The sequence below is a fragment of the Photorhabdus cinerea genome, assembly GCF_011189575.1.
GTDB classification, from domain to species: Bacteria; Pseudomonadota; Gammaproteobacteria; order Enterobacterales; family Enterobacteriaceae; genus Photorhabdus; species Photorhabdus cinerea.
The window spans coordinates 197,856-223,712 of sequence record NZ_PUJW01000001.1 but is presented as its reverse complement, the minus strand read 5'-3'; the positions used below and the strand labels follow the sequence as shown (position 1 = coordinate 223,712).

29 protein-coding genes, 1 tRNA gene and 1 pseudogene are annotated in these 25,857 nt (G+C 48.4%); 25 read left to right on the top strand and 6 right to left on the bottom strand.

Annotation, left to right across the window (positions count from 1 at the left end):
* The first annotated feature begins 2 nt into the window (after positions 1–2).
* The 16 genes from C5469_RS00915 to C5469_RS00840 are packed head-to-tail and all read left to right on the top strand — an operon-like array spanning position 3 to position 12,669.
* Positions 3–431: a gp436 family protein gene (locus C5469_RS00915; protein ID WP_166301060.1), complete on the top strand. Its 429-nt coding sequence runs from the start codon at positions 3–5 to the stop codon at positions 429–431.
* Positions 425–1,078 carry a DUF1834 family protein gene (locus C5469_RS00910; protein ID WP_422615844.1) on the top strand — a complete coding sequence of 218 codons (654 nt, stop codon included), beginning with the start codon at positions 425–427 and terminating at the stop codon, positions 1,076–1,078. Before C5469_RS00915 ends, C5469_RS00910 begins: the two co-directional genes overlap by 7 nt.
* Positions 1,075–1,266 carry a hypothetical protein gene (locus C5469_RS00905; protein WP_166301054.1) on the top strand — a complete coding sequence of 64 codons (192 nt, stop codon included), beginning with the start codon at positions 1,075–1,077 and terminating at the stop codon, positions 1,264–1,266. The genes C5469_RS00910 and C5469_RS00905 overlap by 4 nt, the downstream gene beginning before the upstream one ends.
* On the top strand, positions 1,259–2,692 hold the full coding sequence (locus C5469_RS00900) for a phage tail sheath C-terminal domain-containing protein (RefSeq protein ID WP_166301052.1): 1,434 nt from the start codon (positions 1,259–1,261) through the stop codon (positions 2,690–2,692). Before C5469_RS00905 ends, C5469_RS00900 begins: the two co-directional genes overlap by 8 nt.
* Before the next feature lie 13 nt (positions 2,693–2,705).
* Positions 2,706–3,080, top strand: a complete 375-nt coding sequence (locus C5469_RS00895; protein ID WP_166301049.1) for a phage tail protein — start codon at positions 2,706–2,708, stop codon at positions 3,078–3,080.
* Positions 3,077–3,415, top strand: coding sequence for a hypothetical protein (locus tag C5469_RS00890; RefSeq protein ID WP_166301046.1), 339 nt, complete (start codon positions 3,077–3,079; stop codon positions 3,413–3,415). Before C5469_RS00895 ends, C5469_RS00890 begins: the two co-directional genes overlap by 4 nt.
* 50 nt (positions 3,416–3,465) lie before the next feature.
* The gene (locus C5469_RS00885; protein ID WP_166301043.1) at positions 3,466–3,606 is read left to right on the top strand and encodes a hypothetical protein; all 141 of its coding nucleotides are present in this window, start codon (positions 3,466–3,468) and stop codon (positions 3,604–3,606) included.
* Positions 3,607–3,609: 3 nt separating this feature from the next.
* A complete protein-coding gene (locus C5469_RS00880; RefSeq protein WP_166301040.1) occupies positions 3,610–5,880 on the top strand; it encodes a phage tail tape measure protein in 2,271 nt (756 codons plus the stop codon).
* Positions 5,877–7,337, top strand: a complete 1,461-nt coding sequence (locus C5469_RS00875) for a DNA circularization protein (protein WP_166301037.1) — start codon at positions 5,877–5,879, stop codon at positions 7,335–7,337. Before C5469_RS00880 ends, C5469_RS00875 begins: the two co-directional genes overlap by 4 nt.
* Positions 7,321–8,538 carry a phage baseplate assembly protein gene (locus C5469_RS00870; RefSeq protein ID WP_166301034.1) on the top strand — a complete coding sequence of 406 codons (1,218 nt, stop codon included), beginning with the start codon at positions 7,321–7,323 and terminating at the stop codon, positions 8,536–8,538. The genes C5469_RS00875 and C5469_RS00870 overlap by 17 nt, the downstream gene beginning before the upstream one ends.
* Positions 8,538–9,191 (top strand): phage baseplate assembly protein V, encoded by a 654-nt coding sequence (locus tag C5469_RS00865; protein ID WP_166301031.1) that lies wholly within the window; start codon positions 8,538–8,540, stop codon positions 9,189–9,191. The genes C5469_RS00870 and C5469_RS00865 overlap by 1 nt, the downstream gene beginning before the upstream one ends.
* Before the next feature lie 57 nt (positions 9,192–9,248).
* Positions 9,249–9,599: a phage GP46 family protein gene (locus C5469_RS00860; RefSeq protein ID WP_166301028.1), complete on the top strand. Its 351-nt coding sequence runs from the start codon at positions 9,249–9,251 to the stop codon at positions 9,597–9,599.
* Entirely contained in the window at positions 9,599–10,663 is a 1,065-nt protein-coding gene (locus C5469_RS00855) for a baseplate J/gp47 family protein (RefSeq protein ID WP_207628621.1), read from the top strand. The genes C5469_RS00860 and C5469_RS00855 overlap by 1 nt, the downstream gene beginning before the upstream one ends.
* Positions 10,660–11,220 carry a YmfQ family protein gene (locus C5469_RS00850; protein ID WP_166301025.1) on the top strand — a complete coding sequence of 187 codons (561 nt, stop codon included), beginning with the start codon at positions 10,660–10,662 and terminating at the stop codon, positions 11,218–11,220. Before C5469_RS00855 ends, C5469_RS00850 begins: the two co-directional genes overlap by 4 nt.
* A gap of 4 nt (positions 11,221–11,224) precedes the next feature.
* Positions 11,225–12,076: a phage tail protein gene (locus C5469_RS00845; protein ID WP_242689346.1), complete on the top strand. Its 852-nt coding sequence runs from the start codon at positions 11,225–11,227 to the stop codon at positions 12,074–12,076.
* The gene (locus C5469_RS00840) at positions 12,076–12,669 is read left to right on the top strand and encodes a tail fiber assembly protein (protein ID WP_166301022.1); all 594 of its coding nucleotides are present in this window, start codon (positions 12,076–12,078) and stop codon (positions 12,667–12,669) included. Before C5469_RS00845 ends, C5469_RS00840 begins: the two co-directional genes overlap by 1 nt.
* 39 nt (positions 12,670–12,708) lie before the next feature.
* Here C5469_RS00840 and C5469_RS00835 read toward each other — a convergent pair whose 3' ends face one another.
* Positions 12,709–13,425 carry a phage tail fiber protein gene (locus C5469_RS00835; protein ID WP_166301019.1) on the bottom strand — a complete coding sequence of 239 codons (717 nt, stop codon included), beginning with the start codon at positions 13,423–13,425 and terminating at the stop codon, positions 12,709–12,711.
* Positions 13,426–13,503: 78 nt separating this feature from the next.
* On the opposite strand from C5469_RS00835, the gene C5469_RS00830 reads away from it, so the two are divergent.
* Complete coding sequence (locus tag C5469_RS00830) at positions 13,504–14,082, top strand: recombinase family protein (protein ID WP_166301016.1); 579 nt, start codon at positions 13,504–13,506, stop codon at positions 14,080–14,082.
* A gap of 95 nt (positions 14,083–14,177) precedes the next feature.
* On the opposite strand, the pseudogene C5469_RS00825 reads toward C5469_RS00830, so the two are convergent.
* Positions 14,178–14,858, bottom strand: a pseudogene (locus C5469_RS00825) (tyrosine-type recombinase/integrase); the annotation flags it as partial.
* Positions 14,859–15,023: 165 nt separating this feature from the next.
* A tRNA-Arg gene (locus C5469_RS00820) sits at positions 15,024–15,100 on the bottom strand.
* A gap of 196 nt (positions 15,101–15,296) precedes the next feature.
* On the opposite strand from C5469_RS00820, the gene folD reads away from it, so the two are divergent.
* Together folD and ybcJ are read left to right on the top strand one after the other, a co-directional pair.
* Entirely contained in the window at positions 15,297–16,163 is an 867-nt protein-coding gene (gene folD / locus C5469_RS00815; RefSeq protein WP_166301652.1) for a bifunctional methylenetetrahydrofolate dehydrogenase/methenyltetrahydrofolate cyclohydrolase FolD, read from the top strand.
* 9 nt (positions 16,164–16,172) lie between these two features.
* Positions 16,173–16,385 (top strand): ribosome-associated protein YbcJ, encoded by a 213-nt coding sequence (gene ybcJ / locus C5469_RS00810; protein WP_166301014.1) that lies wholly within the window; start codon positions 16,173–16,175, stop codon positions 16,383–16,385.
* A 59-nt stretch (positions 16,386–16,444) separates the two neighbouring features.
* Here the strand turns inward: ybcJ and cysS are convergent, their stop codons facing one another.
* Positions 16,445–17,830: a cysteine--tRNA ligase gene (cysS, locus tag C5469_RS00805; protein WP_166301011.1), complete on the bottom strand. Its 1,386-nt coding sequence runs from the start codon at positions 17,828–17,830 to the stop codon at positions 16,445–16,447.
* A 269-nt stretch (positions 17,831–18,099) separates the two neighbouring features.
* Here cysS and ppiB point away from each other — a divergent pair, with 269 nt between their 5' ends.
* The 4 genes from ppiB (at position 18,100) to purK (ending at position 21,060) form a co-directional block, all read left to right on the top strand.
* Positions 18,100–18,594 (top strand): peptidylprolyl isomerase B, encoded by a 495-nt coding sequence (ppiB, locus tag C5469_RS00800; protein WP_166301008.1) that lies wholly within the window; start codon positions 18,100–18,102, stop codon positions 18,592–18,594.
* 10 nt (positions 18,595–18,604) lie between these two features.
* A complete protein-coding gene (lpxH, locus tag C5469_RS00795) occupies positions 18,605–19,327 on the top strand; it encodes a UDP-2,3-diacylglucosamine diphosphatase (protein ID WP_166301005.1) in 723 nt (240 codons plus the stop codon).
* Positions 19,328–19,465: 138 nt separating this feature from the next.
* Positions 19,466–19,996, top strand: a complete 531-nt coding sequence (purE, locus tag C5469_RS00790; RefSeq protein ID WP_166301002.1) for a 5-(carboxyamino)imidazole ribonucleotide mutase — start codon at positions 19,466–19,468, stop codon at positions 19,994–19,996.
* Positions 19,993–21,060, top strand: a complete 1,068-nt coding sequence (gene purK / locus C5469_RS00785; RefSeq protein ID WP_166300999.1) for a 5-(carboxyamino)imidazole ribonucleotide synthase — start codon at positions 19,993–19,995, stop codon at positions 21,058–21,060. The genes purE and purK overlap by 4 nt, the downstream gene beginning before the upstream one ends.
* 280 nt (positions 21,061–21,340) lie before the next feature.
* Here purK and C5469_RS00780 read toward each other — a convergent pair whose 3' ends face one another.
* Positions 21,341–21,541 carry a riboflavin synthase gene (locus C5469_RS00780; RefSeq protein ID WP_278249736.1) on the bottom strand — a complete coding sequence of 67 codons (201 nt, stop codon included), beginning with the start codon at positions 21,539–21,541 and terminating at the stop codon, positions 21,341–21,343.
* A 187-nt stretch (positions 21,542–21,728) separates the two neighbouring features.
* On the bottom strand, positions 21,729–22,760 hold the full coding sequence (locus tag C5469_RS00775) for a fucose-binding lectin II (RefSeq protein ID WP_166300996.1): 1,032 nt from the start codon (positions 22,758–22,760) through the stop codon (positions 21,729–21,731).
* Positions 22,761–23,585: 825 nt separating this feature from the next.
* Here C5469_RS00775 and C5469_RS00770 point away from each other — a divergent pair.
* Complete coding sequence (locus C5469_RS00770; RefSeq protein WP_339413268.1) at positions 23,586–24,473, top strand: outer membrane protein OmpK; 888 nt, start codon at positions 23,586–23,588, stop codon at positions 24,471–24,473.
* A 56-nt stretch (positions 24,474–24,529) separates the two neighbouring features.
* Positions 24,530–25,804, top strand: a complete 1,275-nt coding sequence (locus C5469_RS00765) for an MFS transporter (RefSeq protein WP_166300993.1) — start codon at positions 24,530–24,532, stop codon at positions 25,802–25,804.
* The last annotated feature ends 53 nt before the right edge of the window (positions 25,805–25,857 follow it).

The following is a 25,857-nucleotide window of genomic DNA, read 5'->3' as shown; positions in this document are numbered from 1 at the left end:
CTATGTATGCCACCCAGCACGACATGATCCTGGCCTTTAGTGAGCGTGAATGTGTCAGTCTCTGCGATCCCGAAATGACCGGACAGATTGATGAGCAAACCATGAATGCAGCCTTAACCCGTGCCAGTGCCGAAATTGACGGTTATCTGGTCGGGCGCTATGCCACGCCGTGGCCGGATACCCCGCGCATTCTGGTCGGCCGTTGCTGTGATATTGCCCGTTACCACCTGACGACAGCCCATCGGGTGATGTCAGACGAAATTCGCCAACGTTATGAGGATGCGATCCGGTTTCTGGAAAAAGTGGCCGCCGGGCAAATCAGCCTGGGACGGGCTGATAACGGGCAAATTATCCAGTCCACACCTCAAATGGCGTTTGGCAGCAGTCCCCGCCAGTTCGGCCGTGATGCGACAGGGGGAGGGGCATTTTGATCACCCAGATAGAACAGGCCATTTGTCAGCGGCTGGCCGAAGGATTAGGCAAGATGACCCGTACCGTGACCAGTTACGGCGGGGAAATCGACGAGGATTTGGGGCGGATTGTGCGCGTGTTACCGGCGGTATGGGTCACGTTTGGCGGTATCAGCAAAACCGAGCCGGTTAGCGTGTCCAAACGCCAGTACAAACCGACCGGACAATTTGTCGTGATTGTCGGGGATTACAGCACCCGCAGTGAAGCGGCCTCCCGTCGGGGTGGCGTCAACGTGAATGAGATCGGGTGTTATCGCCTGGTCTACGCGGTCAGGCGGCTACTGACCGGGCAGGATTTGGGATTGAAAATCAATCCCCTGGTGCCGGGTCGTGTCCGTACCCTGTTTAATACGCAGGTCGCTGACCGGGCGCTGTCGGTCTTCGCTTGCGAGTTCGATACCCAATGGCTGGAGGGGGCACTGGCGTCAGGAGCCTGGCCCGAACACACCCGTGACCGGGCACACCCTGACTGGTTGTATAACGAATACAGCGGCCAGGTGTCCCAGCCAGACCCTGACCTGTTACGGGTGGGCACGAGCTACGACCCGCCCGGTATGGGATCACCCGATGACCCGGCTGATTTAGTCAATCTCAGGAAAAACACATGAGTACGTTAATTGTGACTGCCGCGCCGGGGCTGCGTGTCCCGCTGGAAAACCAGTCGCGGCGCTACATTGGTGCCGAACCCGTGACGGTGCCGGATAGCGCCTATTACCGTCGGTTAATCACGACGGGGGATTTAGTGCCTGTTGTTCCCACCCCGACAAAGGTGGGTAAGTCGAGGAAACATGATTAGTTTTGATACCATTCCGTCCAGCATCCGCAAGCCGGGCAAGTATTTTGAATTTAATACCCGCCAGTCATCCCGCACCTTGCCGGGCAACCCACAACGGGTATTGATTATCGCCCCGATGGACTCTGACGCCCAGGCCGCAGCACTGACCCCGCTGGATATCTATTCCGATAACGACGCCGCCCGTCAGTTTGGCGCTGGCTCACTGGCGCACCTGATGGCCCGTGCCGCCATTCAGGCCAATAGCTACCTGCAATTGCAGGTGATTGGCATCAAAACCGCCACGGCGGGTCAATCCGCCCGTGCCACGCTGAGCCTGACGGGTCCCGCGACAGGCAGTGGCACCCTCTATTTGTGGGTCGGTGATCAACGCCTGGATATTCCGGTGGAATCCGGCGACAGCCTGGAAACCCTCAACGGGGCCGTCGTTGCCGCCGTGACAGCGGCAACCGCATTACCCATCACGGCCAGCACGCTCAATCAAGGCAGTGACGAGTCGCCCCGCTACGTGATCACACTGGCAGCCCGTCAGGCGGGGGAATTTGGCAATGCCATTCGCCTGAAAACCGAATGTACCGCGAAAGGGGTCGGGGTAACGTTGTCCGCGATGGACGGCGGTGAAAACGATCCGGATATCCAGCCGGCACTGGACGCGGTGTTTGCCGCCGGCCATCAAATCATTGTCAGCCCCTTCAGTACCCAAACGGCGTTACGGGCCTTGCGTACACACCTGGATAAAACCGGCAACGCCATGGAGCAGCGCGGGGCCATTGGTGTGGCAGGCTGGACAGGCACACTGGCAACGGGCACGACGCTGGCAGGCGAGATTAACGCTGGCCGCCTGACGCTGGGCTGGTATCCCGGCTCAGCCAAATTGCCCGCGGAACTGGCCGCGGCCTACGGTGCGGTGATTGCCAGTGAGGAAGATCCGGCGCGTCCCCTCAATACCCTGCCGTTGACCGGCATGGATATCACCCCCGTGACGCACCGTGCCAGCCGTAACGAACAGGAAAACGCCCTGCATAACGGGCTGACGCCGATTGAGGTCGGGGCGGGTAATCGTGTGCAGATTGTGCGAGCCATTACCACCTATACCCGAAACGCCGAGGGCGTGGATGATATTGCGTTATTAGATCTCACCACCATCCGCACACTCGATTACACCCGCAAGGCGTGCCGTGAGCGCATTTCACAGCGTTTTCCCCGTGACAAGCTCAATGAGCGGACACGCCAGAAAGTGCGCTCTGAATTGCTGGATGTCCTGCTCAAACTGGAAGAGTCTGAGATTCTGGAGAACGTCGAAGAGAACAAGGACAAGCTGCTGGTCGAGCGCAATGATAAAGATCCCAATCGGCTGGATGCGGAAATTCCGGCGGATGTGGTCAATGGCCTGCACGTGTTCGCCGGCCGTATTGACCTGTATTTATAAGAGGTGTTAACCCATGTTAGAAGAATATGTCGGCGCGATTGTGCTGGAAGTCGATGGCCGCGAAATTGAGGTCACCGATTTGGACGTGCAAATCAACACCGGCCGCAAGCTGGTCAAGACCATGAATAAAACGGGCAGAGCCAAGGGCTACACGAGCGGTATTGCCACTTATGACCTGTCGTTGTCGGTGGTCATTCCGCTGGATGGCGATCTGGACTGGGGCAACCTGGTCGGCGTCAAAATCACCCAGTACCCGGTCAATGGTAAAGGGGGGCGACGTACCTCCTATCTGGACTGTTTCACCACCGAAGTCGGCGCGAAATACACGGTCGATAACGAAGCCAAGCGGGATATCAAAATGGCGGCCGTCCGGGAGGTCATCGAATGATGACACACACCGGAAAATTGCTGTATGGCGTTGAACATGGCGGGCAACTGCACTACGAATTTGAGGTCAAGTTGCCGACCATGCGCCAGAGCTATGAGGCGCTGGATGAAACGGAATCCGTGTGCGGCTCTGTGGACGGGCACGCGTCTGACCTGCATTACCGTATGGCGGTGGTGACAAAATGCCTGGTGAACCTGGGCAACATCCCGGCCGCGGACATCACCACAGAATTACTGCTGGATCAACTGACCAGTGATGATTTTGACCGGCTGGAGCAAGCCATTGCCGATGTTAAAAAAAAGCGGCTGCGGCCACCGAACGACGCAGCGGAATAATGTTTGTCAGTATCGCCCTGGGGCAATACGGCCTCAGTCATGAACGGATTATGGCAATGAGCCGCCCTGAACTGGATGGCTGGATTGCCGCCCTGGCGCGGCTACAGGGTGCACCAGCCAAATCCCCGCGCCATAAGCGGAGCAAATCCCTGCGCCAGACTCAGAAAAAACAGCCCATCCAGCGAGGTTAAGGCATGTCACGTGATCTAAAAATATCTTTGGCGGTGTCGTTCCGGGATGAAGCGTCGCGGGATGTCATCAAACTGTTGCGGGATGTCACCAAAGGGGCGGAAGATGCCGGAAAGGCCGCCGACCGTGCGGCTGAGCGTGAAGGCCGCCAGCAGCAACGTCGTCGCAAAGCCTCACAGGAGATGACCGCCGCCGCCCGCCGGCAGGCACGGGATGACCGTGCCCGCGAAACGCTGGGGGTGCGTGCCGAGCGGGCCATCCAGCGGGAAATCACCCGCACCATTGCCAGCTATAACCGGCTGGCTCGCAGCGGAACCTTGTCCGTCGCCGAACAAAGCCGGGCCTATGATGCGATGCGCCAGCGGGTGGCGGCGCTGCGCAATGAAATGCAGGGGGTCAGCCGGCTGGCAAAGTTAGGGGCATTTGGCAATAAATTTGGCAATAAGATGATGACCGTGGGCGGCGGACTAGCAGCGGGCGGGATGGTCGTGGCGAAACCGGTCAAGGAGCAAATGGGATATGAACAACGGCTGGCGTACCTGAGTAACACCGCGTTTAATGAGCGGGATGTCGCCGGCCGAAAAGCGGGCAAGGCCGAGCTGCATAACATTATTCGCACGTCGGTTGAAGCGGGTGGCGGCACCAAGGAGCAGGCCACGGATTTACTGAGTGAAATGTTAGCCAATGGTGCGTTCAGTTTTGATGAAACCAAAACGTTAATGCCCATATTACAACAATATGCGACGATCACCCAGGTCAGCGGCGCGCAGTTAGCCAAAGTTATCGAATCGCTTAAGGGCTATGGCATCACCTCCGCCGACGATATGATGAAAGCCTTGGATGCCGCCATCCGGGCAGGACAGGAAGGATCGTTCGAATTTGCCGATATGGCCCGATGGTTACCGGAAATTTTGTCAAAAGCCAAGGAAAACGGCTACGCTGGCCTGGAGGAACTGGTTAAAATTCTTTCCTATACGCAATCGGCGAAAAAAAATGCCGCCTCATCCGATGAAGCCGGCAATAACCTCGCGAATTTAATCGCTAAACTGAACAGCACCGATTTATCCCGGCGGGCGGCCAGGATTAAGTTTGATGGTTATGGTATCGATATTGCGAAAACCCTGGCCGATGCCCGGGGAAAAGGCATCGATCCGCTGGAAACCTTAGTTTTATTGACGGACAGGATCGCCACGCAAAACCCCGAATTACGCAATATAGAAAAGGCCCTGGCGAGTACGGACCAGAAGTCACCGGAATATCAGCGGTTATTACAATCGCAACAAAAGATATACGAAAGCTCGTCTATCGGCAGATTACTGGCCGACCAACAGGCGATGATGGCCTTGTTGGCGATACGTAACTATCGTCAATTCATTAGCGATGTTCAGGCGGATGTGCGCAAACAATTAACGATGCCCAAAGGCCAGGGTGAAGGGGCGAGGTCTCTGGTCGTTATTGCGGATGAGAATGAGTTTAAACTCCAGCAGGCGAAAAATGCCAAAGACTTTGCTGAGATGGATGCTGTCAAACCGTTGTCAGACTTCACGGGCGATGTCTCAAAATTGCTGACCGATTTAAGCAAAGAATTCCCCACTCTCACTACCGCCGTTGTCGGGGCTACCACGGCCATTGAGGCGATGGCGGTCGCGGCGGTCGCCTTTGCCGGCCTGAAATTTATTACCGGCCGGAGCGGTATACCGCCCGGCAGTACGGCGGCGGCAGGCGGCGGCTCTGGTGGCAACACTGGCCGATTTGGACGGGTTGGCCGTTGGCTGCGTACCTCGACCAGCGGCCTGACAGGGAGTCTGTCACGGCTGTTATCCACGCCAGCGGGTCGCGCCATTCCGGGTATTGGCGCCGGGCTGGCGGCCTATCAGGGCACCCAGGATTTTCCCCTATTCCAGATCCAGAGCAAGGATGAAAAGCTGGCCGAAGTGCGCCAGCGTCTGGGACGTGAACTCACCGAACTCGAAACGGCCCTCTATGGCACCGCGGGGGCAAAGGATGCCTGGAACGACATTAAATCCCTGTTTGGCGCTGATGAGGAACTGGCCATTAAAAAAGCGCCTGTCACGATGCAGGACGTGGAAAAAGCTGGCATTGTACCTACAACAGTCAATACCTTCCCAAAATCACAGACCAACACGGCACCGCCTCCACTGCCACCGATTACCATTAATTCTCAGTTAACGGTCGATGGACGTGTACTGGCCGAGGCGACAAATCAATACAATGCCGCTGAGGCGGGACGCGGAACCGGAGGGCTATATCCATGAGCTGGCGTGATGATCTGCAAGACGCGGCCTTTCGTGGGGTGAAATTTGATGTCCTCAATACCCAGGACAGTATCGCCCGTGATCATGAAGACCATGAATACCCCTTTATGGATGGGGCAACCGTCATGGATTTAGGCCGCAAGGCGCGAAATTTCCGTCTGTCTGCGTTCCTGTGGGGTGACCGTTATAAACGTCAGTTGGATGCCCTGATTAAGGTGCTGGACACGCCCGGCACGGGCGAACTGATACACCCGATTTATGGTTCTATTCCCAAAGCACAATGTATCGAGTACCAAATCCAGCATGAAGCCGAAGGGGTCGATGCCTGCAACGTGGAGCTGGTTTTTCTGGAGTCCACAACCGGCACTCAGCTACACGGCTCGGCACACCCTGAACAGTTGGGTGACAGCCTGTTTGATAACATCACCGAACTGACTGAACGCGCGTCAGATTTGTTTGAGCAGGTGATGGCGCCCGTCCATAAAAATATGCGCTACCTCGCCAAAGGCAAGGCGGCGTTGTCCGGCATGTTAAACACCCTGACCCTGATGCGTGGCGAGATATCCAGCGTGGTCAGTCAGGGGATTGATTACCTGAATTATCCCCGCGCATTTGTTCACGACCTGCAATCCATTCTGGATGTGCGCACGGGCGGCATCGGGGATTTGCTGAATCTCAAATTCCCCGGCGTGATCAATTTGGGTCGCAGTGGGCGTTCATCGGGTAGCAGGGATTCATCGGACAGCCCGGCCTATTCTGCCCGTCAATCCGCCTCGCGCCGCCAAAATGAGGGGTATTTGCCGGGTAGGACAACCACGGCCGCCGTCCTCAGTCAGGGGATCAGTGCGACAACCTTGTTATCGGCGTGGGGGGACAGTGTCGCGGTCATACACCAGTTAACTGCATTGCCTGCGGCGCTGGTTCAGCGTGATATGGCCGCCCCCGTTCCCATGCCGGTGGATGCCAGTCTGGCGGATGTCCGCGATCTGGGTGTGCTCTATCAGGTCATGGCAGCGGGTGAACTGGCGAGTCTGGCAACCGCGATTTTATCTGATGAGGTACAGCCTGACCAATTATCGCCGGATGATATCACCAGCATCATCAATACAGTCAGGACTGCTATTCTGACCGCGATGGTCGAGGTTCGGACACAATACCAGCCCAGCACCCAGCGCATGAGTGAAGACAGCGAGCCGGTGGGGTTGTTGTGGCGTGGCGTGGTGTCCCAGTTGAAACTCATCGCCCTGGAATTGCAGACGCTGGCGATCATCGTCATGAACCGCCGCCCGCCGTTAACCCGTCGCACGGTCACCTCATCAACCACCAATTTGTATTTGCTGGCGCATGAGTGGTATGGCGACTATCGCCGTGCCGCCGAACTGGCTCGCCTGAATCCGTGGTTACGTGATCCGAACGCGATTAAAACCGGAGATATACTCAATGCCTATACCCGATAAGACAGCCGTGCCATTCGAGGATAAGCCTGTCCTGTTGTTAAATGGCAAGGTGCACGGTGGCTGGCAGCACTACCGCATTGATAGCGATTTTCTGAAATCCGCCGATGCCTGGCAATTGTCGCTCGGCCTGCCAGATGGGGTATTCCCGGTGGATGCGGTACGCGGCGCACCCGTAAAAGTGAAAATCCGTGATACGGTGATTTTGTCCGGCCGGGTTGACAGCGTCACGCGGGACGTTTCCCGCCGTGGCGTCACCCTGAGTTTGAGTGGCCGTGATGATGCGGCGATTTTGGTGGACTGTGCCGCCCCTATTTTTAGTGCCCGCCAGTTAAACCTGGATGAAGTCATTGCCAGTATCGTTCGCCCGCTTGGTATCACCCGCATCCGTATTCAGGCGAGTGGCATGACACGCAACGATCGGGTTCATATCGAACCCGGTGAACGGGCATGGGATGCCCTGGCACGGGCCGCGGCGGCGCGAGGCGTTTGGCCGTGGTTAGATCCCGATGGCACGTTGGTTATTGGTGGCCCAGACTACAGCAGCCCGCCCGTGGCAGATCTCATCATGCGCCGTGATGGTCAGGGCAATAACCTCATTTCGTTGTCAGACATGCGCAATATACAGGGCTGTTTCTCTGAATTAACCCTGCTGGCACAAAGCCATGCCTCGACCACCGATAACCAGAAACTGAAGCCGGTGGATGTCACTGCCCCTCAAAAGTTTACCGTCACTGACACTGATGATGATTCAGGCAACCAGGCGAAAACCGGACACCATAATTACCGGATTAAAGTCACTGACCCGACTGTTCCCTATTATCGCCCGCAAATCCTGACGAACGGGGATGTGGACAACCAGCAACAATTGCAGTACCGCGCCCGTAAAGCGCTGGCTGACGCCCGTTTAACCGGGCTGGATATTCGGGCGGAAGTTCACGGCCACCGTACCCCCAACGGCGAACTGTGGCAACCGGGGCAACGGGTGCGTATCCAGAGCGAACTGCATGGTATTGACGGCATCTACTTCCTGATGGGTCGTGAGTTCATCGGCGGCCGTCCGGGAGGGATAATGACCTCACTGCGATTTAAAGAGGATGGTGTGTGGATCCCTGACGCCTATCCAGACAAGAAAAAGAAGAAAGGCAGCAAGAAAAAAGGCAAAGATCAACTCCGGGCGGTGCCCGTGTGGGAGAATAAATAATGTGGCCGCAAGTCAACCAGCGTATTAACCAAGCATTAAACAGCATTAGAATGGCCTTCAGGGCGGTGTTAGGCACGACCGACAGCCGGGGTAAAGTGCAGACGATTCAGGCCGAGGGGCTGGCGGGCGAGCAGCTTCAGGGACAGGAATTTTTCCAGCAGTATGGCTACACCTCTAACCCGCCACCGGGCACGATGGGCATTGTCTTGCCCCTGAACGGCCGAACCTCACACGGCATCGTCATCGCCACCGAGCACGGCGCGTACCGCCTGACGGGGCTGAAAACGGGGGAAGTGGCTGTCTATACTGATGAGGGCGCAAAAATCGTACTGAAGCGTGGCCGTCTTATCGAAGTGGACTGCGATACCTATCGGGTTAACTGCAAAGTATTTGAGGTCAATGCGGCGACCAAAGCCGACTTTAACACGCCCCTGGTCACGACCAGCGAACAACTCACCGCAATGGCACAAATCACGGGTCACGGCGGGATGGCGATTCAGGGTGGTAAAGGGGCGACGTTTGAGGGTAATATTAGCCAGACCGCGGGCAGCTATCAGACCACCGGAGACGTTCAGGCAGGCAACATTGCCTTGAAAGGCCACAAACATCCGAACGGTCACAACGGCAGCAATACCGGCTCTTCCATCCCATAATCATCTGCTGAACCCCCTCAACTGCTGATATTTGCCCATGCTGCCACACTGTGCAGCATGGACAGATTATTAAATCCCCAAACGGGTGACTATACCGGCACCCGAACAAACAGCCTGGAAAATGCGGTTTACCTGCGGCTCATGACGCCATTGGGTAGTTACTGGGCTGATCCTGCGCTGGGTTCCCGTTTGCACGAACTGACCCGTGAGAAAGACGTGTCACGCATTTATGTGCTGGCGCGTCAGTATGCTGAACAGGCGTTACAGCCGATATTGGATGATGGCCGTGCCGCATCAATCAGCGTGACGGTACATCGTGACCAGCACAAGCGGGCGCTGCTCTGGATTGAGGTCACTGATGCCGCAGAGCAGACCCATATTTTTAAACACACCGTGAGAATCGCCTGATGTGGATCACCCCGGAATTTCAGCAAATCCGCGATGACCTGTTGCGAGACATCAAGAATCAATTGCCAGATGCCGATACCGGCGCTGACAGTGATTATTTTGCCCGCGCCTCATCGGTGGCGAGCGTGGCCGAGGGGATTTATCAGCATCAAGGCTGGATTGTCCGTCAAATATTCCCGGATACGGCCGATAGCGACTATCTGGAACTGCACGCCCGTACCCGTAACCTGACACGCAAACCCGCAACAACGGCTAAAGGTATCGCGAGCCTGACGGGTTCACCGGGCGCAACCCTGCCCGCCGGGGCGGAAATGCGGGGTGAAACCGTATCCGTTAAAACCACGGTTGCGGTGACTATTGATGAGCATGGACAAGCGAAAGTCGCGGTTATCGCCAACCAGTCCGGTGTCGCAGGCAATCTGCCATCACCCGCCGATGCTGAACTGGTCAGTGCCCCAATGGGGATGAATAGCCGTGTGGTTGTCCAGACATTAACAGGCGGCACCGATGCCGAAACCGATGCCAGTTTGCTGACACGACTCCTCGATATCATTCGCCGCCCGCCCGCGGGGGGCAACAAATACGATTACCGCCGCTGGGCACTGGAAGTACCGGGCGTCACCGCTGCATTTGTTTACCCGTTACGCCGTGGTCTTGGTACGGTCGATATCGTGGTCACGTCAGCCGATGGATTACCGTCAGCAGACACTATCAAAGCGGTGCAGGAACACATTGACGGTGTTCGTCCTGTCACGGCCAAAAACTCACTGGTATTGGCACCCACATTACGCCGCGTGGATTTTGCTATTGAGGTTGTTTTGGATGGCATCACATTGGCAGCGGTTCAGCAGGAAATCCAAAACGTTATCACCGACGCCATAGGACGGTTAGCACCCGGTGAACCGTTGATCCGCAGCCAAATTGAAATGCGTATTTCCCTGATCCCCGGCATTCGTGACCGCCATATAGTTGCGCCAGTAGAAAATGTTGTCGCATTGGTGGACAAGGATCACCTCGAATGGTTGCGGGTTGGTCACATCACCGTCAGGCTTTTTGCTGCATGAAATCATTACTGAAACAGTTATTACCCCCCGTCAGTTACGCACTGGATGCTCCGTGTCTGGATGCAGAACTGGAAGCGGAAGCGCGACAGTTGACGCAGGCAGAACACAGTGCCGCGCGTGTCAGTGGTGCAATTACGCCATTTTTCGCCCAGTCACTGCTGCCTGATTGGGAACGTGTTCTTGGCATCACCCCAAATGCAAAACATAACTATCAGCAACGGCTGGAAATGGTCTTACTGAAACTGGCCGAAACAGGCGGGCTGTCGATTCCGTATTTTACCTCGTTGGCTGCCCGTTTGGGCTACACGATCACCATTAGCGAACCCCAGCCCTTTCAGGCCGGTATAAACCGGGCGGGTGACAGGCTGATGCACCCTGATTCATTGTGGATCTGGATAGTAAATATTCATGGTGCACGCACGCAAATATACCAATTCAGGGCGGGCAGTTCGGCGGCAGGCGAGCGGTTGTTATCGTTTGGCGATCCCGTTATTGAGTCTGTTTTTAACGAACTGAAACCTGCTCATACATTCTGTCATTTCACGTATCAGGAATAGGAATATGCAAGAATTAATGCCCCCTGTCAGTACGCCTGACAATGTGTTTCATGATGGCGACCCCACCACGGGCGCATTCGGTACGATAGTCCCTGCATTGTGGCTAAATAATATCCAATTTGCCGTCAGAGATCTCCAACAGGAATGCAAAAACATTCTGACTAGCGCGGGTTTTGCCCCAGACCCCAGAAAACAAAATCAACTGGCCGACGCGATCAGTCAGTTGATTAAAATTTCTGTGCCGGCCGCGACTGTAGGCCGTTCGGGGATTGTGTCACTGAGTAACGCGACTAACAGCAACAGTGAAACCGATGCCGCTACATCAAGGGCAGTTAAAGCAGCCTATGACAATGCCAATACCCGGCTGGAAAAATCCAAGAACGGCGCGGACATTCCAAACAAAAACGAGTTTGTGAAAAACCTCGGTTTAGCGGCAGGCTCGGCGTTACCCGTTGGTGTACCGATTCCATGGCCGCTGGCAACGCCGCCGGCTGGGTGGATGAAATGTAACGGTGCTACATTTACCGCTGCTCAATATCCCGAACTGGCACGGGTATACCCCGCATTGCGATTACCAGATTTGCGTGGGGAATTTATTCGAGGATGGGATGATGGGCGAGGAGTCGACGCTGGGCGTGCACTGCTTTCATTACAACGCGATTTATTTAAGTCGCACAATCATTATATTTTAAAATCATGGGCTTCAGATAGAGTCGACCCGTCAGGAGGCGGTTACGCCGTTGGCGCAGATGCAGGAGGTTATCTGACCGATATACCTATTTCCAATGAATATACCGGGGGCAACGAAACCCGCCCACGTAACATCGCATTTAACTACATTGTGAGGGCAGTATAATGATTGCAAAATTAGACAAAAATCATATCGCCACTGTTGCGGGTAATATTACTGTTTATAACTATCATAGCGAGACACGGGAATATAGCTCTGCATCTGAGGAGTATTTACCCATAGGTTTTGGCGTCCCTGCACATTCCTGTATTGATGCACCAGATGACCACAAACAGGGTTATACCATCTGTCGGTCATTGGATTTATCCGCGTGGGAATACGTCGCAGATCATCGCGGCGAAACTATTTACAGTATTGAAACAGGTGCCGCGCAGGTGATTACCGAACTCGGTGATTATCCACCAAAAACAACACCAGAGGCACCCGCAACACCGTTTGATAAATGGAACGGCAAACGGTGGGTCACAGATACTCAGGCACAACGCCAGTATGAACAGCAACAGGCTGAACAGCAAAAATTATCATTGCGACAACAGGCTGATATTGCTATCACTCCATTACAGGACGCCGTTGACCTCAATATCGCCACCGATGCCGAACAGTTTGCGTTAACCGCATGGCGACGTTACAGGGTGCTGCTCAATCGGGTGGATTGTTCGACCGCGCCCGATATCCAATGGCCGGAGCAACCGGAGTGATAAAAGGGGCTATGCGCCCCTATATTATTTGTATTATTCCTATTCAGCTAATTTTTTCTGTTGTTGATTCCAAATGGAGTTTTCCGGCATTTGCACTCGGATGGATATAGACCGTCCGCCAGGAATATCAACCGGATCGCCATCTGAATACCCCTGCCGCACATTTTTAGCGAACTCCGGTGCATTATGGTGCTCTCGGTGATAGGTCATTAATTTAATGGAACCGTCCGGCAGCACTTTGTAATCGACCCAAATCAACGGCAGTTTATTTTTGCACATCGGTATTTCCACCCCGCCATCAACACCGCCCCACGCAGCATCGGCATTGAATCCCAGCACGTTTTTGATGAGATAGACGCCCTCAGATAAACGTTCAACCGTTGCGCCTGCTGATTCGTCGTTGGTCTCGAATTCGCCAGCGCTCCAGATTTTGATGATGGGTGAGGCGCGTTTCATGAATCCGTCAACGATGGTGTAATCTGTGTTGAGGGTGATCGTGCCGCTACGTTGTGGTAGAAATATGACATATAAATTATTGTCCGTTCCTGTATACCGCTCGTAAAAATACAATTGAGGCTGTCGAATGGTAAAATCAGCCTCAAATCCAAAAAATGTATTGCGATATTCATCGGATCGAAAATTAATACGAGGCCATCGTCCTGCTACCTCGGCGGTATTAGACCTTTGTCGGAAAAATCTCTCAGAAACCCAATCACGGTCAGCCGCATTCGCCGCTAGTCGCTGTGTTTCCGCCAAACCGAGGTTTAATACAAATCAATATATTGACCTATCCATCTGATATAATTGCCAATTATGGAATAAATGGAGTTTCAAATGGCAAAAATTGGCTATATCCGCGTGTCAACAAATGACCAAAACAGTGATTTACAGAGAAATGCATTGATCGGGGTGAATTGTGAACAGATTTTTGAGGATAAAATCAGCGGGAAAACAGCCAATCGACCGGGATTAACACAGGCGTTGGCGCACCTGAAATCAGGCGACACACTGGTAGTCTGGAAATTAGACCGATTGGGGCGCAGTGTGAAAAACTTGATTGCGCTGAACGAGCGGCTTAACAATGATGGGGTTCATTTCCAGAGCCTGACCGACAGCATTGATACCAGTACCCCGATGGGACGGTTTTTCTTCTATGTCATGAGTGCGCTGGCCGAAATGGAACGCGAGCTGATTATTGAACGTACGAATGCTGGATTAGCGGCAGCACGGGCACAGGGGCGAATTGGCGGGCGTCCAGTGGCACTGCCGGAAGATAAATACCAGCAGGCGATCCAATTATTGAATCAGGGAAAAACACGGCGTGAGATCGCCAACGCGTTTAATATTTCACTGTCAAGCACTTACAAATACCTGCCTGTAGGTCGTGCGGCTAATGATGATACTTTTAATTAGGTGTTTTATTCTGCACTGTGCATTATGGGGCGGTAATTTCACTTGAAATAGTGCAGAATATACCGCCAAATAGTGCAAAATTGGCCGCCGCGCTACATCTTACTTCCGCTATAGAGGGAAAGTGCCTGTAGAAACGCGGGTAATTCATCAACATTCAAATGCGGGAAATGTTTGGCTTTCGGTGTTGCTAATGCTCCAGCCAGTTCAGCAGCAGGATTATATTCTGCTCTTCCTGTGACAATTGCGTATCTGAAAACTTGGTTACATGCCTGCCTGATCTTTTTCAACTTATCAAGAACGCCGCGCTGTTCCATTTTGCGCAGGACGGTGAGCATGTCTAAGGGTTTGATATCAGTGATGGCATGTTTGCCGATATAGGGGAAAATATCTTTTGTGAAGCCTTCTAAAAGGTCATCTCCATATCCCTTTGACCAATTAGGGAGCTTGTAAGCGTGCCATTCAAGGGCGATTTTTTCAAAGCTGTTATTTACTATGAGAGCCTTTTCTCTTTTTTCCTGTCTTTTAACTTGCCCTGGATCATCGCCATTTACCAATATTTTCTTGGCGTCCTCTCGTTTGTTTCTGGCTTCTACTAACGTTACGGTGGGATAAGTGCCAAATGCCAATCGCTTCTCTTTACCAGCAAAGCGATATTTTAACCGCCAACATTTGGAACCATTCGGGAAAATTTCTAAGTACATGCCCCCACCATCGGAGAGTTTGTACGTTTTGTCTTTGGGCTTTGCGGTGTCTATCTGTCTGGCTGTCAACTTCATTTGGGGGCATCCATTTTGATTGAACCTAACAATGCCCCCTATTATGCCCCCAGAGATCTGTAGATTTCAACATACCTTAGTAGACGCTGGCAGACTGGGATTTCTTAATTTTCGTTGTTTTTTAAGGGATTTGTAGACTTTAAAAGATGTTTGAAGACTTAGAGATGGTACGCCCTACAGGATTCGAACCTGTGACCTACGGCTTAGAAGGCCGTTGCTCTATCCAACTGAGCTAAGGGCGCATCTTGGGAGATGAGCTGCATCAGTAATGCTTCGATGCGGGGTGAGATTATACGGGGACAAACCCTTGAGTCAATGGCTTTTCTTCTTATAAATCTTCATCTGGCTATTTTCTGATTATCAATAAAACTGACAGCACGTTCATGTTCTGACAAAATAGGCGACATCCCAATGTTTGATTTATGGATTTATGAGTACATGCCAGCAAAAATTATTGACGGGAAAACGATTGCGCAGACAATTAGAAGTGAAGTAGCCGAACGTGTTCAACAACGTGTCGCAGCGGGAAAACGTGCTCCCGGTCTCGCCGTTGTTTTAGTCGGAGAAAACCCCGCCTCTCAGATTTATGTCGCAAGTAAACGTCGTGCCTGTGAAGAAGTCGGGTTCGTTTCCCGTTCCTATGACCTGCCAGATACCACCTGCGAAGCAGAATTGTTGAACCTTATCGATCAGCTTAATAATGATTCAAATATTGATGGGATTCTGGTTCAACTTCCTCTACCCGCCGGAATTGATAACGTCAAAGTTCTGGAACGTATCCAACCTGATAAAGATGTTGATGGCTTCCATCCTTATAATATTGGCCGTCTGTGTCAACGCGCACCAAAGCTACGCCCTTGCACCCCGCGCGGCATTGCAACTTTGCTTGAGCGTTGTGGAATCAACACATATGGCCTGAATGCCGTCATTATCGGTGCCTCAAATATTGTTGGTCGTCCAATGAGTCTGGAATTGTTACTGGCTGGCTGTACCACTACGGTTACTCATCGTTTTACCAAAGATTTACGCCACCATGTGGAACATGCGGATTTGCTGATTGTGGCTGTCGGTAAACCAAACTTTATCCCTGGTGAGTGGATTAAACCAGGTGCTATTGTTATTGACGTCGGAATTAACCGACTGGAAGACGGTAAAGTCATTGGTGATGTTGATTTTGAAACTGCATCAGAGCGAGCAAGTTGGATCTCTCCTGTTCCAGGTGGTGTTGGTCCAATGACAGTGGCTACGCTTATCCAGAATACCTTGCAAGCTTGCGAGGAATATCACGATGTGGAAAAAAACTGAAGGTTGCTCATGGAAATTTTTTATTTGGAAGGTCATCCCCATGTGGAACTGTGCGATCTGCTGAAGTTTCAAGGATGGAGTGAAAGCGGCGCTAGTGCCAAGGCAGTGATTGCCGAAGGTCTGATCGAAGTCAATGGTCAAACAGAGACTCGCAAACGCTGCAAAATTACAGCCGGACAGGTTGTCACCTTCAATGGTGACTCTGTTTGCATCAAAGAATAACTAAAATAGGCTCCCCAAAAGGGAGCCCTAATTACCAAGGCCGTTATACTCTATCGAGCTTATTTACGACGCCAGCTCGTCCCTTGCGGACCATCTTCCAGTTCAATGCCCATCTCATTCAACTGATCACGAGCAGAATCTGCCAGCGCCCAATCTTTGTTTTTACGAGCATCATTACGCTGCTTAATCAATGCTTCAATTTTGGCAATGTCTTCATCATCAGCCTGAACACCACTATGCAGGAATTGTTCCGGCTCTTGTTCCAACAGACCTAAAATTCCAGCCAGTTTACGCAACGCAGCCGCCAAACCATTCGCAGCAGATAAATCTTCTGATTTCAGGCAGTTGATTTCACGTGCCATATCAAACAGTACTGAATAAGCCTCCGGGGTATTGAAATCATCATTCATTGCTTCAATGAAACGCGCTTCAAACACTTCACCTCCTGCTGGCGGGACAGAAAAATCTGTGCCACGCAGAGAAGTGTAAAGACGTTCAAGCGCAGTACGTGCCTGTTTCAGATTTTCTTCAGTGTAGTTAAGTTGACTACGATAATGACCTGATAGCAGGAAATAACGTACCGTTTCTGCATCGTAATATTTCAGTACATCACGGATAGTAAAGAAGTTGTTCAGCGATTTGGACATCTTCTCTTTATCCACCATGACCATTCCCGAATGCATCCAATAATTCACATACGGGCCATCATGAGCACAGGTAGACTGAGCAATTTCATTTTCATGATGTGGAAACATCAGATCAGCACCACCACCATGAATATCAAAATGATTACCCAGCTGTTTATTGTTCATAGCAGAGCATTCAATGTGCCACCCCGGACGCCCTTTTCCCCACGGCGATTCCCAGCTTGGCTCACCTGGCTTAGACATTTTCCACAATACGAAATCCATTGGGTTACGCTTGACATCAGCCACTTCTACTCGTGCTCCGGCCTGTAACTGACTAAGGTCCTGACGGGAAAGCGCTCCGTAAGCCAAATCACTTTCGACAGAGAACATGACATCACCATTATCTGCAACATAAGCATGACCACGTTTTATCAACGATTCGGTCAGTTCAATAATTTCCGGTATATGACGAGTTGCACGTGGTTCCAGATCAGGGCGTAAAATGTTCAGTGCATCAAAATCTTTATACATTTCAGCCAACATACGGCTAGTCAGTTCATCACAACTTTCATGATTTTCTGCTGCACGTTTGATGATCTTGTCATCAACATCGGTCACATTCCGCACATATGTCAAGTCATATCCCAGGTAACGCAGGTAACGAGCAACCACATCAAAGGAAACAAATGTTCTGCCGTGACCAATATGGCATAGGTCATAAATCGTGATACCACACACGTACATCCCTACTATCCCTGGATGAATTGGCTTAAATTCTTCTTTTTGACGACTGAGGGTATTGAAAATTTTTAGCATCGGGATTTTCCGTAAATTCACTGTACGCGTGATTAAAAATAACAAATTGATAATTCTGGATTTATGTCCTTATCTCATGAATAAATTTTCGATACGACATAGTCCAATAAGATATTGAAACCTGATATTAAGCACTTTGCAAGGTTGACGATCAAGATAGCTTACTGAAATTAATAGGTACTGACTCATTATGGTAGATGTGATATAAAAGCCACCTGGTCCGAATGCCCTGAATCGGGTTAATCAAAACTATTATTAGGATTTCAATCATGGTGACTTTCCATACCAATTTTGGCGATATCGTAATTAACACTTTCGCCGATAAAGCTCCTGTAACTGTTGAGAATTTCTTAAACTACTGCCGCAATAGTTTCTACGACAATACTATCTTCCACCGTGTTATTAACGGTTTCATGATCCAAGGTGGTGGATTTGAACCTGGTATGAAACAGAAATCGACTGATGCAGCTATCCAAAATGAAGCCAACAATGGTCTGAAAAATAACCGTGGTACTCTGGCAATGGCCCGCACCAACGATCCACACTCAGCGACCGCACAATTCTTCATTAATGTTGTTGATAACGATTTCTTGAATTTCCGCTCTGAGCGCCCTGATGGTTGGGGTTACTGTGTATTTGCAGAGGTTATCGAAGGTATGGACGTTGTTGATAAAATCAAAGGCGTTTCTACTGGCCGAAGCGGTATGCATCAAGACGTACCACGTGAAGATGTCATTATCGAAAGAGTGACCATCAGCGAGTAATTTACTGCGTATGTGCACACTTTTTATCGCGGATTTACATCTAAGCGAACACGAACCGGCGATCACTGCCGGTTTTCTGAGTTTTCTGCGTAAGGATGCTCTTCAGGCAGATAGCCTTTATATCCTCGGTGATCTGTTCGATTACTGGATTGGTGATGATGATGATAATCCTCTCCACCGTGAAATCGCCAGTGCATTAAAAACCCTGCATCAACAAGGTGTTACCTGTTATTTCATTCATGGCAATCGTGATTTTCTAATCGGTTCCCACTTTGCTGAAGAAAGCGGAATAATCTTGCTACCACAGGAAAAAGTCCTAGAACTGTATGGTAAGCGGGTGCTAATCCTGCACGGAGATACCTTATGTACTGATGACGAAGGTTATCAACAATACCGTAAGCGGGTTCATACCCCATGGATTCAACGTCTGTTTTTACTATTACCCCTGTTTATCCGTCAGAAAATTGCCGTAAAAATGCGGGCAAATAGTCAATCTGTCAACAGTCGAAAATCAGAAGCCATTATGGATGTCAATCAGCAAGCTGTTATTGATGCTTTTGAGCGGTATCAAGCTGACTGGATGATCCATGGGCATACTCATCGTCCTGCAGTACATGAAGTTGCTCGACATAATAAAATGTATCACCGCGGTGTGCTTGGTGCATGGCATCATCAAGGATCGATGTTCAAAATAACGGACAAATCAACCGATCTTATCTTTTTCCCATTCTGAATCACCCTTACCAGGTATCAAAATGCAAAGTATAAAGTAACGCAATCGTTTTCCTTAGCGTGTGAGCATGATATGATCCGCGGCCTTAAAGCGCTATATTCGTTCTGGTGGACGTTAAAATACAGGAGCATTTGATTTATGACTGCCCGGCCTGATTCAGCAGGAACAGCTCAGCACAACGCTAAAATCGCCATTGTCATGGGGTCTAAAAGCGATTGGGTAACCATGCAGCACGCAGCTGATATTCTCACTTCTCTTGATGTACCTTTCCATGTTGAAATTGTTTCTGCCCACCGCACACCAGATAAATTATTCAGTTTTGCCGAGCAAGCTGAACGAAATGGTTTTGATGTCATTATCGCTGGCGCAGGCGGTGCCGCCCATCTGCCGGGAATGTTGGCCGCTAAAACCTTAGTGCCGGTTCTGGGTGTACCCGTACAAAGTGCCGCGCTTAATGGCGTAGACAGCCTTTACTCTATCGTACAGATGCCGAAAGGTATTCCTGTCGGCACATTGGCGATTGGGAAAGCAGGCGCCGCAAACGCAGCACTGTTGGCAACACAGATTCTGGCTCGTCATGATAAAGATTTGCTGAAACGCCTTACTTATTGGCGTGAAACACAAACTCAGGATGTACTCGATAATCCCGATCCACGGGAGGAAGTATGAAGCCAGTTTGTGTATTAGGTAATGGTCAGCTTGGGCGGATGTTACGTCAGGCCGGTGAGCCTTTAGGTATCTCGGTTTATCCTGTTGGTCTGGATGCAGAACCCGAAGCCGTTCCTTACCAGAATAGTGTGATTACCGCCGAAATTGAACGCTGGCCGGAAACAGCCCTTACCCAAGAACTCGCTCGCCATAAGGCTTTCGCTAATCGGGATATTTTCCCTCGTCTGGCAGATCGTTTACCGCAGAAGCAATTAATAGATAGCCGGAGGCTTGCAACTGCTCCGTGGCAATTACTTGCTGATACCAGCCAGTGGCCGCAGCTGTTCACTGAACTCGGTAATCTGGTCATCGTTAAACGCCGTATTGGTGGTTATGATGGTCGAGGACAATGGCGCATTCATCCCGGGGATGAAACAGAGTTACCGGATGATATTTATGGCGAATGTATTGCTGAGCAAGCCATTCCATTCTCTGGCGAAGTTTCTCTGGTCGGCGCCCGCAATGAGAATGGCGATTGTGTGTTCTATCCATTAACGTACAACTTGCACCAGGATGGCATTCTGCGTACCAGTATTGCTTTTCCTTCGGAAAATTGTCATCTACAGCAACAAGCTGAAAGCATGTTGTCAGCCATTATGCACGAGTTGAAATATGTCGGAGTGATGGCAATGGAATGTTTTATTGTCGGCGATAATTTACTGATTAATGAACTAGCGCCGCGGGTTCATAACAGTGGTCACTGGACTCAAAACGGCGCGTCTATCAGCCAGTTTGAATTACATCTCCGCGCTATTCTAGATTTACCCATGCCTCAGCCAGAAGTTAACGCGCCATCAGTCATGGTTAATTTGATTGGTACAGATACCAATCCGCAATGGCTCAGCTTGCCATTGGTACATTTACATTGGTATGAGAAAGAAGTTCGCCCGGCACGTAAAGTTGGTCATCTTAATCTTTCTCACACAGATAAAAACGAGTTAAAAAATACATTGCAGAAACTTATTCCAATGCTGCCGCCTGAATACCAGAGTGGCCTTGAATGGGCGCAGGAAAAATTAACTTAGTTAACCTCAGATTTGTACAAGCGAAGCTGAGGGTAAGCCTGATACTGACGTTGTTTGTTTATTGATCTGATTATCTTATTGATTTATAAGAGAACTGAGCAAGAAGTTCTTTTATATCGGATCAGAAGCCATGCAAAGTTATTCAAGATGTGAGACTTATCTTTAATAGCCCAACTCCTTGGGCTATTTTTTATTAAATTAGCTGAAAAAATCCCTAATGAATCAGGAGGATGTAAGGCTTATTACTCTGAATTCCAACCTATTTATGTTGCTTCAATTATCATATTGATCTATTCGCATTAACCGTTCTAGATATAGTATCTACAATCGTTCTGGCTGTTTGATCTATTTCATAGTTAAGTAAATCACTAACTTTAATATTACCCAGATTAGTAGCCCTTAACGTTTCTGGAATTAAGTTCAATTCTATGGTTTTATTTTCTTCATTTATACCATTCATTGTTAAGCTACAACCATGCAGCCTATTTTGCTCAAATTATTACGTTACCGGAAAACTAAAATATTATTTTTCTGTTGATAATGGCATGCCCTACCAGTAAGGCCGATATCTCTTTACCATAATATCCTTATCATGACACACAACAAAAAAGCGGTATTATACCGCTTTAATTCATTGATAAGTTTGATCTCTTTTTAACTCGAACCTGTTACCAATTCAATAGGACCACACTGTCGTTGTAATGGTTATTGTTACCATTTTCGGCACCAATAATGACAGTCCCCGGTTTTCCATCAAATGTGTTATAGGCATAGCGGAGTTTGCATGGTTTGCCATCTCCTGCGATCTCAATGCAGACTTTGCCTGCACCCGACGAATAGGATTTTATCGCTATTAAGTTATCTATTCCCTTACCGGTTAATGTATCTACCAGAATGTCATCAACATACACTTTTACAGTTTGCTGATGAACATCAGTATTTGTGTAGGTTGTCAGCCTAAATCGGGTGTTTTTAGATAATTGGAAACAATATTTACCGATATCATTATTACCACATGTTCCGCCACATTGTTTGCTACCTAATAAGTCAGTATCGACTGATACAGCAGCCTGAATTTTTTTGAAATCGACACCTATCCAATTAGTTTTATTAGGGGTATATGGTCCTCCATCAATGGCATTTAATTTAAGATTAAATCGGATATTAGAATTACCTTTGAAAATGAAGATATAATGGTATCCTCGGGTCCTCCATAAAATAGCTGCATCAAGATTTGCACTGAATTCTGCATATTTCCCTGTTGCTCCTAATTTTTCCGAGATAGTTTTCTGGTTAATCGTATGTGAGCTCACGGTATAATCGATACAATCGCTACCCTTAAAGAAACAAACAACATCTGTTTTGTCTGGGGCATTTATATCTATCCATTCCGTGGCTGCATCTATCCCATTTTCAAATTCGGTTCCTGCTAATCCAGGCCATCCTTCGACAATCGGCTTCGGTCCATCACTTACTTGCGCTTTTTCTATATCGAATTTAAGATATTGTGAACCTTTAAAAAAATATAAATAGCCATTTAAATTAATAATATCGTCGATATGCCTTTGAAATTCGACAGGAAGGTTAGGCCAATCATTATTGATATGTTTTGGATAACCTGCATATACGCTATTAGAACCAGAGATTTCATTGTACTTAATATTTTCTGAATTAAGAAAGAGATAACTTGATGTATTCATTATTATATATCCTTTTTGGTGTTTTTAATCTAATGTGCTGCTTTAATTTTTTGTTTGAAATTAAAATATGGCAAGAATGATTTTAAGATATTCTGCTTTAGTTATGTCATATGGTTTACCTTTTAACATATAGGATGATTTATATTGTTGAAATTAATACTTATGATAGGTCATAAGCAATGTTATATATTATCAACTCGTTAATAGGTTTAATATTGTTGATTTTTCTGTAACTATTTATGCTTTCATGACAACACAGTCTTTAATGACATTTAACTTAGGTTATAATTAACACTTGGTCATAAAAATAACATCATCATGATTGGATGGTAATTATTTTAAAGAGATTAAAAATTCCCGTTGATAATTTTCATAAGTTATAGCAATAAAAGAAATCATAATTTTTATTGTTTATATACACTTTAACGAACGTCTTAAACAATCTCTTTAATGACGAGTAACGACACCAACTAAGTTGGCTCATAAAATGATACCAAATCATGTTATAAAAATATAAAAACTATTCATCCTATATAATCATGAAAGAAAAATGAAGGACAAGTGTTTCCGCTGAATATCTCCCTTAAATAGATTACAGGACACAGCCTAAAATAAATATCCATTTATTACTCCTCATCATAAACCCGAATTAATTAACAATCCTCTTTCAAATTTTCAACACAAAATCACTAAGGTTAAAATAATCTTGTTTTTCTACTCCCCTCACCTTTTATCAATAAAATCAAATATCCCTTTGACAAAACCATTCTATTAGATCAATGCTAGCTACCATTAGCCCAATACCGCATGAGAAGGGGTACCTTTGTGTTATTTGCCTCAAAAACCCACGATACGGAAAACTGCCCACTGCTTTTTTTCTCTTCAAAGATCTCTTTTCCATTTTATTGTACCGCTTATTTGGCAATCGTCTGGCGCTGGATCAACACCTGCTTAAAGAAGAGCCGATTACTTTCAATACTTTTATTGCTGCCAGCAATCAATCAAGCTCAAGCCAGTAATTTTGTTAATTTTCAATCTATTGATACCAGCCTTTATATGCAATTTGAGAATCGGGTCGATCCCCGAAAAACCCTTTCACCGATTTTAGAGGCTTTCGGCGACTATAGTGTCGGCGATATGTACGTCTATAGTATTTGGCAAAACTCGCTGCAAAATGATTATAAAGGTGATAAAAGCACCTACTATTATAAATTTGTACCAAGAGTGAGCTTTAGTAAAGTCACCGGGAATGACATCTCTTTTGGGCCGTTAAAAGATATTTTGTTCGCCCAATGGGTTGCTAAAACTAAAGGCATAGATTACGACTATTTCCCAGGCATCAGTATTGACTGGCAGACAAATTGGATTAGTTGGTTGCGTACAACTTTTTATTTTGAGAATAACGGCAAAAATAGCTGGAATGATCAGCGAATTCATATCGACTATGGAATTCCCTTCAACAATCGTTTAGGTGATTTCCGTATTGTTGGGACTTTTGATTATACATTAGGTTTACATGGACAACCTGAAACTATCGATTTCAAACCAGAGTTACATTACGATTTAGGAAAACGTCTTGGCAATCAACCCGGTCATTTATGGACAGGTATTGTCCTGAACCCAATAAAAAATAAATACAAAATAAGAGATACATCTTATTATCGAACGGATCAATTTAGCTACGGGATCTTTATTCGATATAGTTTTTTCTGATACCACAATAAAATATCAGGAATTTTCTGATCCCCTTTATCCATTATGGAGTCAAGATGCCCATTCAACATGACAGGTTCGGACGTACTTATCAGTGGCTCCTGCTGATACTTTTGGGTTTAGTTTACTTTTTGGTCACCGCAACCACATTTACCTCACTGGGCGTTGTGCTACCCAGCATGATCAAGGAATTAAACTGGAGTTGGACTGATGCAGGTCTGGGATTCACTTTACTTGGTCTATCATGTGGATTATCCAGTTATCTCCCAGCGATGTTGATTCGCCGTACCGGTGTCCGGGCTACCTTACTGATCGGTACACTAACTTTTATCACCGGCTTTTACATCCTCTACAACACTCACAATATCGCCGCTTATTTCACCGGTACAACACTACTAGGGATCGGTTTTAGTCTTATGGCTACTGTTCCCGGAACTTATGTCATCAGCCGACTTTTTGAAAAACAATCACTCGCTTTTGGTATCTATTTCACCATTGGAGGATTAGGTGGTGTGGTTGGTCCGTGGATCTATTTCCTGGCAACGGTATTTTGGGGAAACTGGCGTATGCACTGGGCAATTTCCGGAGTATTACTTACGTTGATCAGTCTATTGACCATTTTAGTTATGCGAGAAGGCAAAAAGGAAAATGCCCATGCTGAAAGAGTCAGCAAACATCAACAAGACCATGTCACTTCCAGTATCTATCGCACCAAAGAAATATGGAATGTCCGGCAAGCACTGCACACCTGGCAATTTTATGCCATTGCAGCCGCTTATACCTCTTTCTTACTCTGTGGGATAACCGTCAACAGTTTTGCTGTAGCTCATATTACTGAAAATGGATTCAGCGAATCTGTTGCTGCTTCTTCGCTCAGTATTTTAGCTTTTATTAACGCATTCTCAAGATTTGCAGGAGGTGCTGTTGGTGAATGGCTCGATCCCAAAAAACTGCTTATCGGCAGTCTGTCGATAATTATCTGTGGTCTTATCGCACTCAGTGCCGCCACCTCATGGACATTTTTAATCCTATTCACTTTGTGTATTGGTATCGGTTATGGCATGACCTTTCTGGCATCCAGCATATTACTGTTCAATTATTTTGGGCGCGCGCCCTATCTGGAATTATTCTCAGTGGTGAACTTAATCTCCACTATCGCGTGTTTCGCCCCTTTTCTGGTGGGAGCCATTAAGGATTATTCAGGTAGTTTCACACCCGCATTTCTTATTATTGCTATACCTGTGCTTACCATTCTGATTATCACATTTACGATGAAACCACCTTTACAAATAGCAAGGAAACATTCTGGCAACAGTTCCTTACTTAACTAAATTTAAAAATAAAATAGACCTGAAAAGGTATTCCTTACAACATAAAAAGAAGG